At 71.8% G+C, this 16,215-nt stretch carries 14 protein-coding genes; 6 read left to right on the top strand and 8 right to left on the bottom strand.

The window, feature by feature from the left end; all coding sequences use genetic code 11:
* Positions 1 to 2: 2 nt before the first annotated feature.
* The 6 genes from GSY65_RS29780 to GSY65_RS29755 all read right to left on the bottom strand — a co-directional run bounded on the left by GSY65_RS29780 (position 3) and on the right by GSY65_RS29755 (position 6,788).
* Positions 3 to 596, bottom strand: a complete 594-nt coding sequence (locus GSY65_RS29780; protein ID WP_236580112.1) for a TIR-like protein FxsC — start codon at positions 594 to 596, stop codon at positions 3 to 5.
* Positions 597 to 834: 238 nt separating this feature from the next.
* Entirely contained in the window at positions 835 to 3,186 is a 2,352-nt protein-coding gene (locus tag GSY65_RS29775; RefSeq protein WP_159774431.1) for an FxsB family cyclophane-forming radical SAM/SPASM peptide maturase, read from the bottom strand.
* A 34-nt stretch (positions 3,187 to 3,220) separates the two neighbouring features.
* Positions 3,221 to 3,376: an FxSxx-COOH cyclophane-containing RiPP peptide gene (gene fxsA / locus GSY65_RS29770; RefSeq protein ID WP_159774429.1), complete on the bottom strand. Its 156-nt coding sequence runs from the start codon at positions 3,374 to 3,376 to the stop codon at positions 3,221 to 3,223.
* Between the two features lie 399 nt (positions 3,377 to 3,775).
* A complete protein-coding gene (locus GSY65_RS29765) occupies positions 3,776 to 4,678 on the bottom strand; it encodes an ATP-binding cassette domain-containing protein (RefSeq protein WP_159774427.1) in 903 nt (300 codons plus the stop codon).
* 8 nt (positions 4,679 to 4,686) lie between these two features.
* Positions 4,687 to 5,763, bottom strand: a complete 1,077-nt coding sequence (locus GSY65_RS29760; RefSeq protein ID WP_159774425.1) for an ABC transporter permease — start codon at positions 5,761 to 5,763, stop codon at positions 4,687 to 4,689.
* Between the two features lie 5 nt (positions 5,764 to 5,768).
* A complete protein-coding gene (locus tag GSY65_RS29755; RefSeq protein WP_159774423.1) occupies positions 5,769 to 6,788 on the bottom strand; it encodes a sugar ABC transporter substrate-binding protein in 1,020 nt (339 codons plus the stop codon).
* Positions 6,789 to 7,121: 333 nt separating this feature from the next.
* Here GSY65_RS29755 and iolC point away from each other — a divergent pair, with 333 nt between their 5' ends.
* The 5 genes from iolC to GSY65_RS29730 all read left to right on the top strand — a co-directional run bounded on the left by iolC (position 7,122) and on the right by GSY65_RS29730 (position 13,410).
* Complete coding sequence (gene iolC, locus GSY65_RS29750) at positions 7,122 to 8,078, top strand: 5-dehydro-2-deoxygluconokinase (protein WP_159774421.1); 957 nt, start codon at positions 7,122 to 7,124, stop codon at positions 8,076 to 8,078.
* A gap of 280 nt (positions 8,079 to 8,358) precedes the next feature.
* Entirely contained in the window at positions 8,359 to 9,237 is an 879-nt protein-coding gene (locus GSY65_RS29745) for a Cgl0159 family (beta/alpha)8-fold protein (RefSeq protein ID WP_159774419.1), read from the top strand.
* Between the two features lie 151 nt (positions 9,238 to 9,388).
* Positions 9,389 to 11,278 carry a 3D-(3,5/4)-trihydroxycyclohexane-1,2-dione acylhydrolase (decyclizing) gene (gene iolD / locus GSY65_RS29740; protein ID WP_159774417.1) on the top strand — a complete coding sequence of 630 codons (1,890 nt, stop codon included), beginning with the start codon at positions 9,389 to 9,391 and terminating at the stop codon, positions 11,276 to 11,278.
* Between the two features lie 76 nt (positions 11,279 to 11,354).
* Positions 11,355 to 12,164 (top strand): GntR family transcriptional regulator, encoded by an 810-nt coding sequence (locus GSY65_RS29735; protein ID WP_443043263.1) that lies wholly within the window; start codon positions 11,355 to 11,357, stop codon positions 12,162 to 12,164.
* A gap of 190 nt (positions 12,165 to 12,354) precedes the next feature.
* Complete coding sequence (locus GSY65_RS29730) at positions 12,355 to 13,410, top strand: sugar ABC transporter substrate-binding protein (RefSeq protein WP_159774413.1); 1,056 nt, start codon at positions 12,355 to 12,357, stop codon at positions 13,408 to 13,410.
* A gap of 65 nt (positions 13,411 to 13,475) precedes the next feature.
* On the opposite strand, the gene GSY65_RS29725 is transcribed toward GSY65_RS29730, so the two are convergent.
* A complete protein-coding gene (locus GSY65_RS29725) occupies positions 13,476 to 14,627 on the bottom strand; it encodes a Gfo/Idh/MocA family protein (RefSeq protein ID WP_159774411.1) in 1,152 nt (383 codons plus the stop codon).
* A 132-nt stretch (positions 14,628 to 14,759) separates the two neighbouring features.
* On the opposite strand from GSY65_RS29725, the gene GSY65_RS29720 reads away from it, so the two are divergent.
* Entirely contained in the window at positions 14,760 to 15,764 is a 1,005-nt protein-coding gene (locus GSY65_RS29720) for a LacI family DNA-binding transcriptional regulator (protein ID WP_159774409.1), read from the top strand.
* 12 nt (positions 15,765 to 15,776) lie between these two features.
* On the opposite strand, the gene GSY65_RS29715 is transcribed toward GSY65_RS29720, so the two are convergent.
* On the bottom strand, positions 15,777 to 16,208 hold the full coding sequence (locus GSY65_RS29715) for an ankyrin repeat domain-containing protein (RefSeq protein ID WP_159774407.1): 432 nt from the start codon (positions 16,206 to 16,208) through the stop codon (positions 15,777 to 15,779).
* Positions 16,209 to 16,215 lie beyond the last annotated feature (7 nt).

Raw genomic sequence — 16,215 nt, 5'->3', positions numbered from 1 at the left:
TGCTATTCCCCCTCGAAGACGTTCCGGAGGTCCTTGAACAGCTCCACGTCACACGGTGCGAGGCTGGTCTGCTGAGCCACTTTCACGATCATCTCGGCGAGCGACCACACCGAACTGCGGTACATGCCGCGGCGACCTGCCTGTTTGAAGCCGTAGAGCCCGGCCTGCAGATAGGGCTTACCCAGATGCGGGATGGCGTACTGCACCTTCGCCGCCACGGGCGGCATGGTCAGGTGCTGCTCCCCCACCCACAGGACCGGGACGATCGCGTTGCCCGTGTACGGCCGGGTCCGCAGCTGCTCCTCCTGCCGCCGCGCGAAGGCGTCCCATTCCTTGCCGCACCATTCCCGGGTGAAGTACCGGGTGTTGTAGATCGGCACGAAGACCCGGCAGGTGGCCAGAGCGTGCTTGATCCGGTTCTCCCAGTCGACACCGGTGTCCATTCTCTGGTCCAGGAACCCCGGTGATTCCTCTCCGTCGTGATCGGTCAACTGCATGATGTTGCTGCATAACAGCGTGTAGAACTCCTCCAGTGCCAGATCCGACGAGTCCTTCTTCGCTCGGGCACCCTTGTAGGGCGTCCGCGCGTAACTCATGAAGAACACATACGGATCGGAGGAATCCGACGACTGCGTCGTCTGAGAAGCCGCCTGAACCATGGACTCGCCTTTCCCTCCCCCGTCGCGCCCAACCTCGGGTCTCCCAGGACCCCGAGTCTCCCGGTCCGGAATTCCTCCGGACCCATTGGAACGCGAGAACCACTGCCGGTGCCAGGGGTGGGGCCGGAGCAAGTTGTACCGGACACCGGTGCCGGGAAAGGAAGTTGGCCGACCATTACACCGCGACCGGCCCGGTCTCGGCCACACCGCCCAGTGCTTCCGCCTCGCTCCGCAGCCCTCTGACGAAGCGGCGGCCCAGGGCGGTCAGGGAGCCCGTTTCGGCCACGGCGTCGAGGGCGTCAAGGACAGCCGTGCGCCACTTGTCGGCCTCCGGACGGGACCGCTCGTGCAGGGCGGCACCGACGTCCTCGGCGCCGCGGCGGCACCTGATCCGCCAGATGTCGGCGACCGCGAGATGGGCGTACGCCCCCTGGACGAGGGCGTCGAGGGGACGGAGGTCGGGGCGCCACAACACGCGGTAGCGGCGGTCGTCGAGACCGTCGAGGAGGTCGAACATGTCCAGCATCGCGCCGAGTTTGACGTGCTGGTACTCGTGGATGATCAGCATCGCCAGGTCCTCGGCAGTGCGGGGCAGGGCGATGCCCACCGCCCCGAAGGCGTGCCGGGAGGTGGCGCTCACGTCGTCGCCGGACGGATCGGGGGCGAGCGGGGTGATCGTGACGAGCCCGGCGGCGATGCCCCGGGCGTAGTGCGGGTACGCGCCGCGGATCAGCTGCCAGGCCTCCGCGAACATCTCCTCCCAGCGTCGGACCTCAGCCTCGGGCAGTCTGGGCAGGGGCCGGTACCGGTAACAGTCGCGCGAGGGGTCCACGTCGTCCAGGGCCACCTCCAGGCCGTCCGCGCGCAGTTGGCGCACCGGCTGCCAGACCGTGCCCGGGGGTGGCCGTTCGTGCCCCAGGGCCCGGCCTCCCACGACGACCGTCGCGTCGGAGGCCGTCACCGTGACCGTCCCGGCCCGGTGGTCGGGGCTGTCGGCACCGACCAACAGCCGTCCCAGGCCGGGCAGATGGACCTCCGGGCCCTCGGGACCGTGCCGCAGCGGCACCGGCAGGGTCAGCCGGCCCCCGGTACGGGCGACCGCGGACAGGGCGGCCTCGGCCGGGTGCCCGTCGGCTCCGCGGAGCGACTGTCCACAGGCGAGGGCCCACACGCGCAGATACGGCTCGGACAGCAGGACGTCCAGCGCGGCGGTGGGCAGGGCGAGGACCGCCTCCCAGCCGGCCTCGGATCCCGTGCCGACGTCCGCGCGGCGGGCGGCGGCCAGCAACGCCCGGCGCTGGCTGTTCTGCGCCGCCGCGAGGGACCGTACGGCGGCGGCGCCGCCGTGTCCCGCGGCGAGTTCGTCGAAGTGGGTCCATGTCAGGCCGTGCCAGCCGTGGCGGACGTCGGTCTCGTCGCGCTCGGCGGCCTGGACGTACTCGATGATCTTCAGCAGGTCGGCGCAGTACACCGAGGGGTTGTCGAAGCCGTTGGCCGCCCGGTGGCGGTGTCCGTAGAGGCCGCCGCCGCAGACGGAGACGACCGGGCAGGCACGGCACTGGGCGCTCAGCCCGTCCAGGCCGGCCCGCCGGGCCTGGATGCCCCGGTGGGCGGCGGCCTCCTCCAGGCGATGGGTGTCGATGTGCATACCCGTCCCGGGGGCGCCCGGATAGGCCGTCTTGAGCCAGTCGGCCTGCTCGATGGCGCCGTCCGTCTCGACCACCAGCAGGTCGGAGCTGCCCAGGCCGAGTGCCTCGGTGAGGCTGCCACGGCCGCGCGTCAACCGGCTGATCGACTCGAACATCCGGATGCGCATCGGCATGCCGTCGGCGGTCCACTGCTTGTGCACCGCGATCAGCCAGTCCGCGTAGTCGGTGTCGCCGCCGGGGCGAGGGGGCGGGTGCTCCCAGGTGGCGTGCGGCAGCAGGAAGTCCACGGCGGGTGGGCTCAGCTCGGCCAGCGCGCGGTAGACGTCCACCGGGTCGTTCTCGACGTCGATGGTGCAGAGCAGACCGCCGAAGGCACCGCGGTGGGCCGGGGCCCTCAGGAGGCGGACCGCGCGCACCGCGTCCCGGTGGGAGCCGGAGCCGTCGCGCCGGACGCGGTGGCGGTCGTTGGACCTCTGGTCGCCGTCGAGGGAGACGCTGGCGACGATGGACTGCTCCACCAGCATCGCGCAGAACTCGTCGTCCAGGCGCAGGCCGTTGGTCTGCATCCGCAGGTCCAGTTCGGCCACGCCGTGCAGTGCGGAGCGCAGCGTGCGGGCGAAGCGCCGCAGCCGTTCCCGTCCGGCGAGCAGGGGCTCGCCCCCGTGCAGGACGACGTGTACGCGGGTGAGGTGGTGGGCGGAGGCGTGCTCCGCGATCCGGTCGGCCGTGCGCCGGAACGTCTCGTCCGACATGGTGACCGGACGCCTCAGCCAGCTCTGGTCGGCGTGCTGGTAGACGTAGCAGTGGTCGCACGCCAGGTCGCAACGGCTGTGCACCTTGATCACGAACTGACGGAAGGGCCGCGTCGCCGCGATCACCGGTACGGTCCCGTGGGGATTCCGGCCGACCCGGTCAGAGCGACGACTGGAAGGCGGCCACCGGTTCTCCGCCTCCCCCGAGCATCCTTGCCAGAGCCGAGTCTTGGGCGGACTCCGGTACCTCAGCCAGCGAGGTGTCGTGCAAGTCCCTGACGACGCTCGTGGCGAAAGGCTGCTCGTAGCTGTCCATAGGCGTCTCCTCGGCGTACGGCTCCGGACGGCACACCTCATGGTGACGGCCCGGTAACCGAACAGCAAGGCGATCGCCAGCCAAGTGCTGCTCAAGAAGCCGTAGGGGGGATCCGTCGGCAGCGCGGAACGAAGGGGTGCCTGATCCTTCCGCGCGCTCCCGACGAGGGCTCGCGGACCCCGTCAAGCGCTGCCGTCGGCAGGGGGCGGGCCGGGGTCCGTCACGCTCGGGACGCACGGCGCGGGTGCAGCGGACGCGCCGGAGGACGACGACCGCGCCTCCACAGGCCGAAATTGACTGCTCTTCACACCAGGTCGCGGAACGGCCGGTCAGCGAGGGAGCGGGGCCACGCCGACGGTGTGGCCCCCTCGCCGTCGCACGGCCTCACGGCCGCCCTCGTCAGGCCGCCCCGTCCTTCGCCGCAGCCGCCGGAGCCGTCAGGTCCTTCTCCTCGGGGAGTTCGTCCACGTCCACCCCGCGCACCTGGGCCAGTTCGTGCTTGAGGGCCGCGAGTTCCGTGCCGCCCGCCATGTGGTTGGTGAGTTCCTCCAGGGTGACCTGGTCGCGGGCGGCGGAGAGTTCCATGGTGCCGAGGCGCAGGACGCTGAAGTGGTCGCCGACCATGTAGGCGTGGTGCGGGTTGTGGGTGATGAAGATGACGCCGAGGCCGCGGTCGCGGGCGGCGGCGATGTACTTCAGGACCACACCGGACTGCTTCACGCCGAGGGCGGCGGTGGGCTCGTCGAGGATGAGGACGCGGGCGCCGAAGTAGACGGCGCGGGCGATCGCGACGCACTGGCGCTGGCCGCCGGAGAGCGTGCCGATGGGCTGCTCCAGGTCGTCCAGGACGATGCCCATGTTGCGCAGCTCGGCGTCCGCGGTCCGCTTCATCTTCTCGATGTCGAGGCGGCGGATCGGCCAGGGACCCTTCGTCATCTCCGAGCCGAGGAAGAAGTTCCGCCACACCGGCATCAGGGGGACCGTGGCCAGGTCCTGGTAGACGGTCGCGATGCCGGCGTCCAGTGCCTCGCGGGGGGTGGTGAAGCGGACCGGCGCGCCGTCGACCAGGAACTCGCCCTCGGTGTGCTGGTGCAGACCCGAGATGATCTTGATCAGGGTGGACTTGCCGGCGCCGTTGTCGCCCAGGACGCAGGTGACCTTGCCGGGGTGGACGGCCAGGTCCACTCCGTGCAGGGCGCGGACGTTGCCGTACGCCTTGCCCGCGCCGCGCAGTTCCACCACCGGGGTGTCGGTGGCGGGGGTCGCGTCGGACGGGGCGGCGGTCGGGTTCGTGGGTGTCATGGGGTGGTTCACCTCCGGGTCGCCTGGCGGCGGACCCACAAGTTGACGAGGGCGGCGATCAGGAGCATCACGCCGAGGAATGCCTTGAACCAGTCGGGGTTCCAGTTGGCGTAGACGATGCCCTGGTTGACCATGCCGAAGATGAAGGCGCCGATGACGGGGCCGATCGCCGAGCCGTAGCCGCCGGTGAGCAGGCAGCCGCCGATCACCGCCGCGATGATGTACAGGAACTCGTTGCCCACGCCCTCGTTGGACTGCACCGTGTTGAACGAGAACAGCAGGTGCATGCCCACGAACCAGGCCCCGGCGCCCACGCCCATGAAGAGGGCCACCTTGGTGAAGTTCACGGGCACGCCGACGGCCCGCGCACTGTCCTGGCTGCCACCGACCGCGAAGATCCAGTTGCCGAACCTGGTGCGCAGCAGCAGCCAGGTGGCGATCGCCGCGAACACCAGCCAGTAGAAGATCGTGATCTTGAAGTCGACGCCGCCGATGGTCACCTCGGAGGCGAAGACGCTCTTGGCCTGGTCGAAGCCGTCCATGTCGGCGATCGAGTCGGAGGCCACGTTGCCGGTGAAGATCTTCGTCACGGCCAGGTTGGAGCCCTGGAGGATCAGGAAGGAACCCAGCGTCACCAGGAAGCTCGGCAGGCCGGTCTTGATCAGCAGCCAGCCGTTGAACGCGCCCACCGCCAGCGACACGGCCAGCGCGACGAACACGCCCGTCCACACGTTCACCGTCAGCTGGAAGCTGAGGATCGCGGCGGTCAGGGCGGAGGTGGTGACCGCGACACCGGCGGACAGGTCGAACTCCCCGCCGATCATCAGCAACGCCACCGGCAGCGCCATGATGCCCATGACGGACGCCTGGTAGAGCACCGTCGCCAGCGATCCGGCCTCGCGGAAGGAGGGGGCGACGGCGAAGAAGAAGACGTACACACCGATCGCGGCGATCAGCGCGCCGACCTCGGGGCGGGCCAACAGGCGTCGGCCCAGGGAACGTTCGACGGTACGGCCGTCCTTCTGGGCGGCCGGCGGAGCCGGCGGCGAGGGGGAGCTCGCCGCCGGTGCCGTTGCTTGGGTCATTCAGATCACCGGGTGCCCTTCGCGGCGTACTTGGCGATCGTGTCGACGTTGGCCTTGTCCACGAAGGCCGGGCCCGTCAGGACCGGCTGCTCGCCGCCGCCGCTGTAGTTGCCGTTGTTCTTGTAGAGCCACAGGGAGTCGATCGCCAGGTAGCCCTGGAGGTAGGGCTGCTGGTCGACGGCGAACTCGATGTCGCCCGCCTTGATGGCGTCCGTCAGCTCCTTGTTCAGGTCGAACGTGGCGACCTTCGCCTTGCTGCTCGCGTCGTCGACCGACTGCACGGAGGTCAGGGCGATGGGCGCGCCCAGCGTGACGACCTCGTCGATCGAGGAGTCCTGCTTGAGCTTGGCCGTGATGGTGGACTTCACGGAGGGCATGTCCGTGCCGTTGACGTAGAGGTTCTCGGTCTTGCCCTTGAAGGTCTTCTTCACCCCGGCGCAGCGCGCTTCGAGGGAGACGTTGCCCTGCTCGTGGATCACGCAGACCGCGTGCTTGGCGCCGGTCTCGTTGAGCTTCTTGCCGAAGGCCTCGCCGGAGACGGTCTCGTCCTGGCCGAAGAAGGAGAGCAGCCCCTGCTCCTTCCACACGTCCATGCCGGAGTTCAGGCCGACGACGGGGATGCCGGCCTTCTCCGCCTTGGCGATGACGTCCTTCATCGCGTCGGGCTTGGCGAGGGTGACGGCGATGCCGTCGACCTTCTGGTCGATGGCGTTCTGGACGAGGTTGGCCTGGTTCGCCGCGTTCGGGTCGTTCGAGTAGACCAGCTTGACGTTGTCCTTGTCGGCGGCCGTCTGGGCGCCCTTGCGGACGATGTCCCAGAAGGTGTCGCCCTGCCCGGCGTGGGTCACCAGCGCCACGGTCATCCGCGGCGTGTTGGCCTTGCCAGCGGAGGCGTCCGCCCCACCCTCCTCGGCCTCCTTGCCGCCGGAGCTGCTGGAGCATCCGGCTATGAACATCGCGGAGGCCGCGGCCACGGCGACGAAGGGAGCCACTCTGCGTGAGCGGGGCTGAAACGTGCGGTCCATCTTTCCTGCACCTCACTGTGCGACAGGGGGAAAGGGAACGGGACAGCGTCGGGCGGTGCACCCGCGCGGACCCGGACCTGAAGTCCGGATCATTCTGCCGGTAGGCCTGCTGCGCTGTTTCGTTGGGACGGGATCAAACCCCTGGCACACCCCGCTGTCAAGACTTTGTTAAGACATTATTTCACGAGCAGGTCCGAATGTCAGTACAAACTATTGACAGTGGCTCACTCGGGGCCCTACACCTGAGGTACCTCCGGTCCCCGTGCACGCGCATCCCCAGGCGCGCCCCGGGGCGCCGGCCGGCCCGCATCCCCCGCCCGAGGAGCGCCGCGCATGCCCGAGTCCGCCGAGTCCTTCGACCTCATCACCATGGGGCGCATCGGAGTGGATCTGTATCCGCTGCAGACCGGTGTGCCGCTCGCCCGCGTCGAGTCCTTCGGCAAGTTCCTCGGCGGGTCCGCCGCGAACGTCGCGGTGGCCGCGGCCCGGCTCGGCGACACGTCCGCCGTGATCACACGGACGGGAGACGACCCCTTCGGCGTGTTCCTGCACGAGGCCCTCGCGGAGTTCGGCGTCGACGACCGGTTCGTCACGCCCGTCGCCGGCCTCCCCACGCCGATCACGTTCTGCGAGATCTTCCCGCCGGACGACTTCCCGCTCTACTTCTACCGGCGCCCCAAGGCCCCCGACCTGGAGATCCACACCGACGAGCTGGACTTCTTCGCCGTCCGTGCGGCCCGCGTCTTCTGGATCACCGGCACCGGACTGAGCGAGGAGCCCAGCCGCTCCGCCACGTTCGCCGCGCTCAAGGCCCGCGACAGGGCCGGCACCACCGTGTTCGACCTGGACTGGCGCCCCTTGTTCTGGCAGGACCCCGAGACCGCCCGCCCGTACTACGCCGAGGCCCTGCGGCACTCCACGGTCGCCGTCGGCAACCTCGACGAGTGCGAGGTCGCCACCGGTGTCCGGGAACCCCGGGCCTGCGCGGAGGCGCTGCTGGAGGCGGGGGTGGAACTGGCCGTCGTCAAGCAGGGCCCCAAGGGGGTGCTCGCCGTCCACCGCGACGGCACGGTCGCCGAGGTGCCGCCGGTGCCGGTCGAGGTCGTCAACGGCCTCGGCGCGGGCGACGCGTTCGGCGGCTCCCTCTGCCACGGGCTGCTGCGCGGCTGGGACCTGGAGCGGATCATGCGGTACGCCAACGCCGCCGGCGCGCTCGTCGCCTCCCGCCTCGCCTGCTCCTCGGCGATGCCGACGGCAGGGGAGGTGGAGGAGTTGCTGAGAGCCGGATGACGCCGCGGCTCGGACGGCCGGTCCGTCGTTTCCCGGCGGGAGGGGCGGGCTGCTCGCGCCCGCGCGACGCAGCCGCGTGTGCCACCGCCCCGCGCCCCGGAGAAGCGACCGGGCCGCGCCCCTGGCCTCTTGCGGAAGGGCCGCGTGCCCGTCCCTCCAGGGCCGCGGGGAACTGCGCGAGAAGCCCCACACCGCCCGCACCCGCCCACGAACACCCACCCCCGAGCCATCAGGCGCCCCGGGGGCCGAGGGGGCACGCGCCCCTGGAACGGAGCCCCACGTGACCATCCGCATCCCCGACCTCGCCGCGGTGCGCGCACGCCACCCGGAGGCCGTCGCCGAAGCCGCGGCGCGCCGTGTCCGCCGCCCGCTGATCGGCGACAGCGGCCGTCTGATGATCGTCGCCGCCGACCACCCGGCGCGCGGCGCCCTCGGCGTCGGCGGCGACCCCCTCGCCATGGCGGACCGGGCCGATCTCCTCCGGCGCCTGTGCACCGCGCTGTCACGGCCCGGCGTGGACGGCGTGCTCGCCACCGCCGACATCCTGGAGGACCTGCTGCTCCTGGGCGTCCTGGAGAACAAGGTCGTCATGGGCTCCCTCAACCGCGGCGGGCTCGCCGGGGCGTCCTTCGAGATGGACGACCGCTTCACCGGCCACCGCCCCCAGGACATCGAGCGCCTCCGTTTCGACGCGGGCAAACTGCTGCTGCGCGTCGACTACGACGACCCCGGTTCCCTGCGGACGCTCCACTCCACCGCCCGCGCGGTCGACGACATGGCGGCGCGCCGACTGCCGCTGTTCGTCGAGCCGTTCCTCTCGCGCCGTGTGGACGGCCGGGTCCGCAACGACCTGAGCGCCGAGGCCGTCACCCGTTCCGTCGCCATCGCGGCGGGCCTCGGCGGCACGTCCGCGTACACCTGGCTGAAGCTGCCCGTCACCGATGACGCCGACGCCATGGGCGAGGTCCTGGAGACCTCGACCCTGCCCGTCGTCCTGCTCGGCGGCGAGGTGGGGAAGGATCAGGACGGCGCGTACGAGAAGTGGCGCAAGGCCCTGCGGCTGCCCACCGTGCAGGGCCTGGTCGTGGGCCGTTCCCTGCTCTACCCCGCCGAGGGCAGCGTGGAGACCGCCGTCGACACGGCGGTCGGGCTGCTCTGAGCCCCCCGGACACCGAACCGCCACGGCACCCGAACCTGATCCCGCACCCGCAAACCCGAGCCCGGAAACCCGAGCCCGCCGGCACGAGCCGAGCAACCTGACTCGCGCCAGGCCCCCGAACAACCCGACCCTTCGTCCCAGTGAGGTCCCGATGACCACCCCCTCCACCCGCCGGCTGACCGTCGCCCAGGCGCTGGTGCGGTTCCTGTCCGTGCAGTACACCGAGCGCGACGGCGTACGCCACCGGCTGATCGCCGGGACCTGGGGCATCTTCGGCCACGGCAACGTCGCGGGGGTCGGCCAGGCGCTGCTGGAGGCCGGCGAGGAGACGATGCCGTTCCACCAGGGGCGCAACGAGCAGTCCATGGTGCACGCGGCCGTCGGGTACGCCCGTCAGCTGAACCGGCTCTCCGCGCAGGCGGTCACCACCTCCATCGGGCCCGGCGCCACCAACCTCGTCACCGGCGCCGCCCTCGCCACGATCAACCGGCTGCCCGTCCTGCTCCTGCCCGGCGACTACTTCGCGACCCGCACCGCCGACCCGCTGCTCCAGCAGCTGGAGCACCCCACCGAGGCCGATGTGTCGGTGAACGACACCCTGCGGCCGGTCTCCCGCTTCTTCGACCGGGTCACCCGCCCCGAGGCGCTGATCCCGGCCGCCCTGAACGCCGTGCGGGTCCTCGCCGACCCCGTCGAGACCGGCGCCGTCACCCTCGCCCTGCCGCAGGACGTGCAGGCGGAGGCGTACGACTGGCCGGAGGAGTTCTTCGCGGAGCGCGTCTGGCGGGTGCGGCGGCCCGCGCCCGACCCGGTGGAGCTGGCCGCGGCGGTCCGGGCGATCCGCGCGGCGCGGCGGCCGCTCCTCGTCGCGGGCGGCGGCGTCCACCACAGCGAGGCGGAGGCGGCCCTCAAGGCGCTGGTGGAGGCCACCGGCATCCCGGTCGCGTCCACGCAGGCGGGCAAGGGCTCGCTGCGCCACGACCACCCGGCCGACCTCGGCGGCATCGGGCACACCGGCACCGCCGTCTGCGACGACATCGCCCGCACCGCCGATCTGGTCATCGGCGTCGGCACCCGCTACACCGACTTCACCACCGCCTCCCACACCCTCTTCCAGGTCCCCGACGTCCGCTTCGTCAACCTCAACATCGCCGCGTACGACGCCCACAAGCTGGCCGCCCGGACCGTGGTCTGCGACGCGCGGTCGGGTCTGGAGGCGCTCACGGAGGCGCTCGCCGGTCACCGTGTGGAGGAGGCGTACGAGGCCGAGTACCGGGCGGGCAAGGAGCGCTGGGAGCAGGTGGTGCGGGCCGCGTACGCCCCGGCCGACGAGCACGCCGTGCCGACGCAGACCCAGCTGCTGGGCGCCCTGGACGCGGTCGTCGGGGAGGACGACGTCGTCATCAACGCGGCCGGTTCGCTCCCCGGCGACCTGCACAAGCTGTGGCGGGCCCGCAGCCCCCGCCAGTACCACCTGGAGTACGGCTACTCCTGCATGGGCTACGAGATCCCCGCCGCGATCGGCGTCCAGCAGGCGGCGCCCGGCACGGCCGTGTGGGCGCTGGTCGGCGACGGCACGTATCTGATGATGCCGACGGAGATCGTCACCGCCGTCCAGGAAGGACTGCCCGTCAACCTGGTGCTCGTCCAGAACCACGGCTACGCCTCCATCGGCGGGCTGTCGGAGTCGGTGGGCGCCGAGCGGTTCGGCACCGCCTACCGCCACCGCGTCGCCGACGGCACCTTCACCGGCGCCCCGCTGCCGGTGGACCTGGCCGCCAACGCCGCCAGCCTCGGCATGGACGTCATCCGCGCCAAGACCGTGCGGGAGCTGCGCGACGCCCTGGCCGCGGCCCGCGCCTCGGACCGGCCGACCTGCGTGTACGTGGAGACCGACCCCACGCCCACGGCTCCCCCGGCGGAAGCCTGGTGGGACGTCCCGGTGGCGCAGACCGCCGCCCGCCCGGCCGCGGTCGAGGCCCGCGCGGCGTACGACCGGGAGGTCGCCGCCCGGCGCCGGCACCTCCACCCGGGGACATGAGCGGCACGGCCCGCCGCCGGTCCGGGAGCCGGGCGGCTCCCGGACCGGCGGACGCCGTGCTTGTCAGGACAACGCAATGACAGGGCTTCCTGTCATCCGGACGGGCGGTTACTCTCGGACCGTGACCAGCGCGACCACAGGGAGTACGGAGAAGCTCGACCTCAGTGTCGACCGGAGCAGCCCGGTGCCGCTGTACTACCAGCTGGCCCGGCAGCTGGAGTCCGCCATCGAGCACGGGGCACTGGGCCCGGGCAGCCTGCTGGGCAACGAGATCGAGCTGGCGGGCCGCCTCGGCCTGTCCCGGCCGACGGTGCGGCAGGCCATCCAGTCGCTCGTCGACAAGGGCCTGCTGGTGCGCCGCCGGGGTGTGGGCACGCAGGTCGTGCACAGCCAGGTCAGGCGTCCGCTGGAGCTGAGCAGTCTCTACGACGACCTGGAGGCGGCGGGCCAGCAGCCCACGACCCAGGTGCTGCTGAGCGAGATCCGGCCGGCCTCCGCCGAGGTCGCGGCGGCCCTGGGCCTCGCCGAGGGCGCGGAGGTCCACCTCGTCGAACGGCTCCGCCTCACCCACGGCCAGCCGGTGGCGTTCCTCTCCAACCACGTCCCGGCGGGCCTGCTGGACCTCGACACCGAGCGGCTGGAGGCGACGGGCCTGTACCGGATGATGCGCACCGCCGGCATCACCCTGCACAGCGCCCACCAGACGGTCGGCGCCCGGATCGCCGCCCCCGAGGAGGCCGAGCGGCTCGGCGAGCCCGAGGGGGCCGCCGTCCTCACCATGCAGCGCACGGCGTACGACGACACGGGCCGGGCCGTCGAGTACGGCAGCCACATCTACAGGGCCTCGCGCTACTCCTTCGACTTCCAGCTGCTCGTCCGCGGCTGACGCCCGGCGAAGGGCCCCGCGGCACCACGGCCCGCCTCGGCCCGGCTCCCAGAAACGCAGGTCAAGCGGCTAGACCTACGGGAGTACTACATTGGGCAGCGGAGACTGAAATCCCGCCGGCATCAGCGCCCCGGGGATCCGGACCCCGCCCGATCTCCCGCAGGCCGCCGCTCGCAAGGGAGAACCCGCCGTGAAGACCCGTCGCATCCGCCGCATCGGCCTCGGTGTCGTCAGTGCTCTCGCCGTCATCGTGCTCGGCGCGTGCGGCGGCTCGGGGACCGGCAGCGGCACGGTGGTGGGCGTCGACTACCCGCGCTCGGACTCCGACTTCTGGAACGCGTTCATGAAGTACACCCCCGGGTTCGCCGAGGAACTCGGGCTGAGGCTGAAGACCACCAACTCGCGCAACGACGTCGCCAAGCTCACCACCAACTCGCAGAGCCTCATCATCCACGGGGTGAAGGGCGTGGCCATGGCCCCCCAGAACACCGCCGCGACCACCCCCGTCCTGCGGCAGCTCGCCGCGCAGAAGATCCCCGTGGTCACCCTGGACACCCGTCCCGACACCGGCGACGTCTACATGGTGGTGCGCGCCGACAACCGCGCGTACGGGGAGAAGGCCTGCCGGTTCCTCGGCGCCAAGCTCCACGGCGAGGGCAAGGCCGTCATGCTGGAGGGGGACCTCGCCTCCGTCAACGGCCGCGACCGCACCGAGGGGTTCAACGCGTGCATGAAGGAGCACTATCCCCGGATCAAGGTCTTCGGGGAGAGGACGAACTGGGACGGGGCGGTCGCGGCGCAGAAACTGCAGGCGATTCTTACGGCTCACCCTGACATCAAGGGCGTCTACATGCAGTCCGGCCTGGCGCTCTCCGGCACCCTCCAGGTGCTCAAGCAGCAGGGCGTACTGGTCGGCCGGCACGACCACAGGCATGTGTTCGTGGTGTCCAACGACGGCACACCCAGGGAACTCAGGGCGATCGCCAAAGGCCAGATCGACGCCACGGTCTCCCAGCCCGCCGACCTCTATGCCAAGTACGCCCTCTACTACCTTCAGGCGGCGATCGAGGGCAGGACGTTCAAGCCCGGCGGGACGGACCACGACAGCACGATCGTGCGGATCCGCGACGGTGTGCTGGAGGACCAGCTCTCCGCACCCCTGGTGACCGCGGACGGCGCCACCTACGGCGGGGTGCCCAGCGTCAGGAGCGACGCCCCGTCCCTGTGGGCCAACAACCTCGACTGATCCCGCCCGGCGCGGGCGCTTCCACCTGCGCTCCCCTCGGCGCGCGCCTCAGGCCGGTGGCCGGTTCAGAGAGTCACCCACGCCCCGGACTCGGCGGAGCGGCTCATGGCGTCCAGGGCGGTGGCGCTGTGCACGGCGTCGTCCAGGGTGGCGCCGTGCGGGGTGCCCTCGGCGATGGAGCGCAGGAAGTGGTGGGCCTCGATGACCTTGAGGTCGTCGTAGCCCATGGCGTTGGCGGAGCCCGGCTGGAACGCCGCGTACGCGCCGTGGCCCGGGCCGACGAAGACGGTGCTGACGGACTGGTCCTGGTAGGCGGTGCCCCGGCTGACGCCCAGCTCGCCCATGCGGCGGAAGTCCCACAGGACGGCGCCCTTGGTGCCGTGGACCTCGAAGCCGTAGGTGTTCTGCTCGCCGACGGCGACCCGGCTGGCCTCCAGGACACCCCGGGCGCCGGAGGCGAAGCGGAGCAGGCAGCCCACGTAGTCCTCGTTCTCGACGGGGCCGAGGTCCCCGCCGGTGGCGCGGGTGTGCCCGGCGGTGGCGCCCGTGGGGCGGGCCCGTTCCGGCACGAAGATCGCGGTGTCGGCGGTGAGGGCGGTGATCTCGCCGAGGAGGAAACGGGCCAGGTCGACGCCGTGCGAGGCGAGGTCGCCGAGGACGCCGCTGCCGCCGCGCTCGCGCTCGTACCGCCAGGTCAGGGCGGACTCGGGGTGGGCGGCGTAGTCGCTGAAGAGGCGGACGCGGACATGGGTGACGGTGCCGATCTCCCCGGCGGCGATCAGTTCGCGGGCGTGGGCGACGGCGGGGGCGTTGCGGTAGTTGAAGCCGACGGTGCCCTGGACGCCGGCCCGGGCGACCGCGTCGGCGACGGCACGGGCGTCGGCGGCGGTGAGCCCGACGGGCTTCTCGATCCAGATGTGCTTGCCGGCCTCGGCCATGGCGACGCCGATCTCGCGGTGCAGGAAGTTCGGCGCGGTGATGCTCACGGCGTGCACGCGCGGGTCGGCGGCGACCTCGCGCCAGTCCCGGGCGGTCGTCGCGAACCCGAACCGCTCGGCGGCCTCCTCGGCGCGACCGGGCACGTCCTCGACGACGGTGACCAGCTCGGGGCGTACGGCAAGCTGCGGGAAGTGGTGCGGCACGCGGGCGTACGCCTGGGTGTGCACCCGTCCCATCCAGCCGAACCCCACGACGGCGACACCGAGCGCACTCACCATGACTGCCCCTCTTCGGACTCACCGGACCGGCTTTGGACCGTTCCAGAACGTACGCCGCTCACCTTGGGGGCGATCCTCCAAGCCTGTCAAGCCCTTTGACAAGGACGCCCGCCCTGTGGAACGGTCCACACCATGAGACCTCCGACGATCCGCGATGTCGCCGAGCGCGCCGGCGTGTCGAAGTCCTTGGTCTCGCTGGTGCTGCGCGGTTCCGAGCAGGTGCGCCCCGAGAAGCGGGAGGCCGTGCTGGCGGCCGTGGACGAGCTGGGCTACCGGCCGAACGCGGCGGCGCGCAGCCTGAGCGAACGCCGCACCCGGACGGTCGGCGTCCTCCTGAACGACATGCGCAACCCCTGGTTCGTGGAACTGCTGGACGGTCTGAACTCCCGGCTGCACGACAACGGTCTGCGCATGCTGCTGGCCGACGGCCACCTCAACCGGCGGCTCGGGGAGGACCTCACCCGGACCTTCACCGAACTACGGGTGGACGGCCTGATCGCGGTCGGCACCCTGCCCCCGTCGCAGGCTCTGCGCTCGGCGGCCGCACAGGTGCCCACCGTGGTCGCCGGGGCCCGTGAGCCGACGCTCCCCCATGTCGACGTCGTCGCGGGCGACGACCAGTCGGGCGCGCGGCTCGCCACCGAGCACCTCATCGCGCTCGGCCACCGCCGGATCGGGCACATCGCGGGGGACGGCGTGGTCGGCGCGCTGCGCCGCCGCAGCTTCGAGACGGTCATGCGTGAGCACGGCCTGACCGACCTGGCGGCCGTCGAACGCGGCGACCTGACGGAGGAGGGCGGCTACCGCGCCACGGTCCGGCTGCTCAGCGCCCCCGAACGCCCTACCGCCATCGTGGCGTTCAACGACATGTCCTGCGTCGGCGCCCTCTCCGCGGCCGAGGAGCTGGGTCTGCGGGTGCCGCGCGACCTGTCCCTCGTCGGCTACGACAACACCTATGTCTCCCGGCTGCGTCATCTGTGGCTCACCACTGTGGACAACGCCAGCCACGACGTCGGCCGCCGCGCCGCCCAGTGCCTCCTGGACCGCATCGCGGACCCCACCCGCCCGGCCCAGGTGGTCCTGACGACCCCGACGCTGGAGATCCGCGGCACGACGGGACCGCCGGCGGGGAGTTGACCCGCGGCGACCTCACGCGGTCGCGTCGAGCGGGTGGGCCCCCGCGGCCAGCAGCAGTGCCGCCGTCTCCGGGTGCGGGCCGCGCTCCGCCCAGTACAGCGGGGGGCGACCCGTGCCGTGGTCCTCGTGGAGATTGGGGTCGGCGCCGTGCGCGAGGAGTTCGCGCACGGTGTCCGTGTGGCCCCAGCAGGCGGCCGCGCACAGCGGCGTGCCTTCCGTGCCGTGTCCGCTCTCGGCGTCGGGCGGGGCGCCGGCGGCCAGCAGCCGGCGGACCGTGTCGGCCGCCCCGTGCACGGACGCCGCGTACAGCGGCGTCGTGCCGTCGGCGTCCGCCGTGACGGGGCAGGCACCGGCCCGGAGCAGCGCGTCGACGGCGGCGGTGTCACCGACCGACGCGGCCCGGACGAGACGTTCGGACTGCTTCTTCTGCCGCCTTCTGTTCACTGCTCCC

This window comes from Streptomyces sp. HM190 (assembly GCF_009857135.1).
Taxonomy (GTDB): Bacteria; Actinomycetota; Actinomycetes; order Streptomycetales; family Streptomycetaceae; genus Streptomyces; species Streptomyces heilongjiangensis.
Note: the sequence above shows the minus strand (reverse complement) of the source record. Positions and strands in the feature narration are given on the sequence as shown.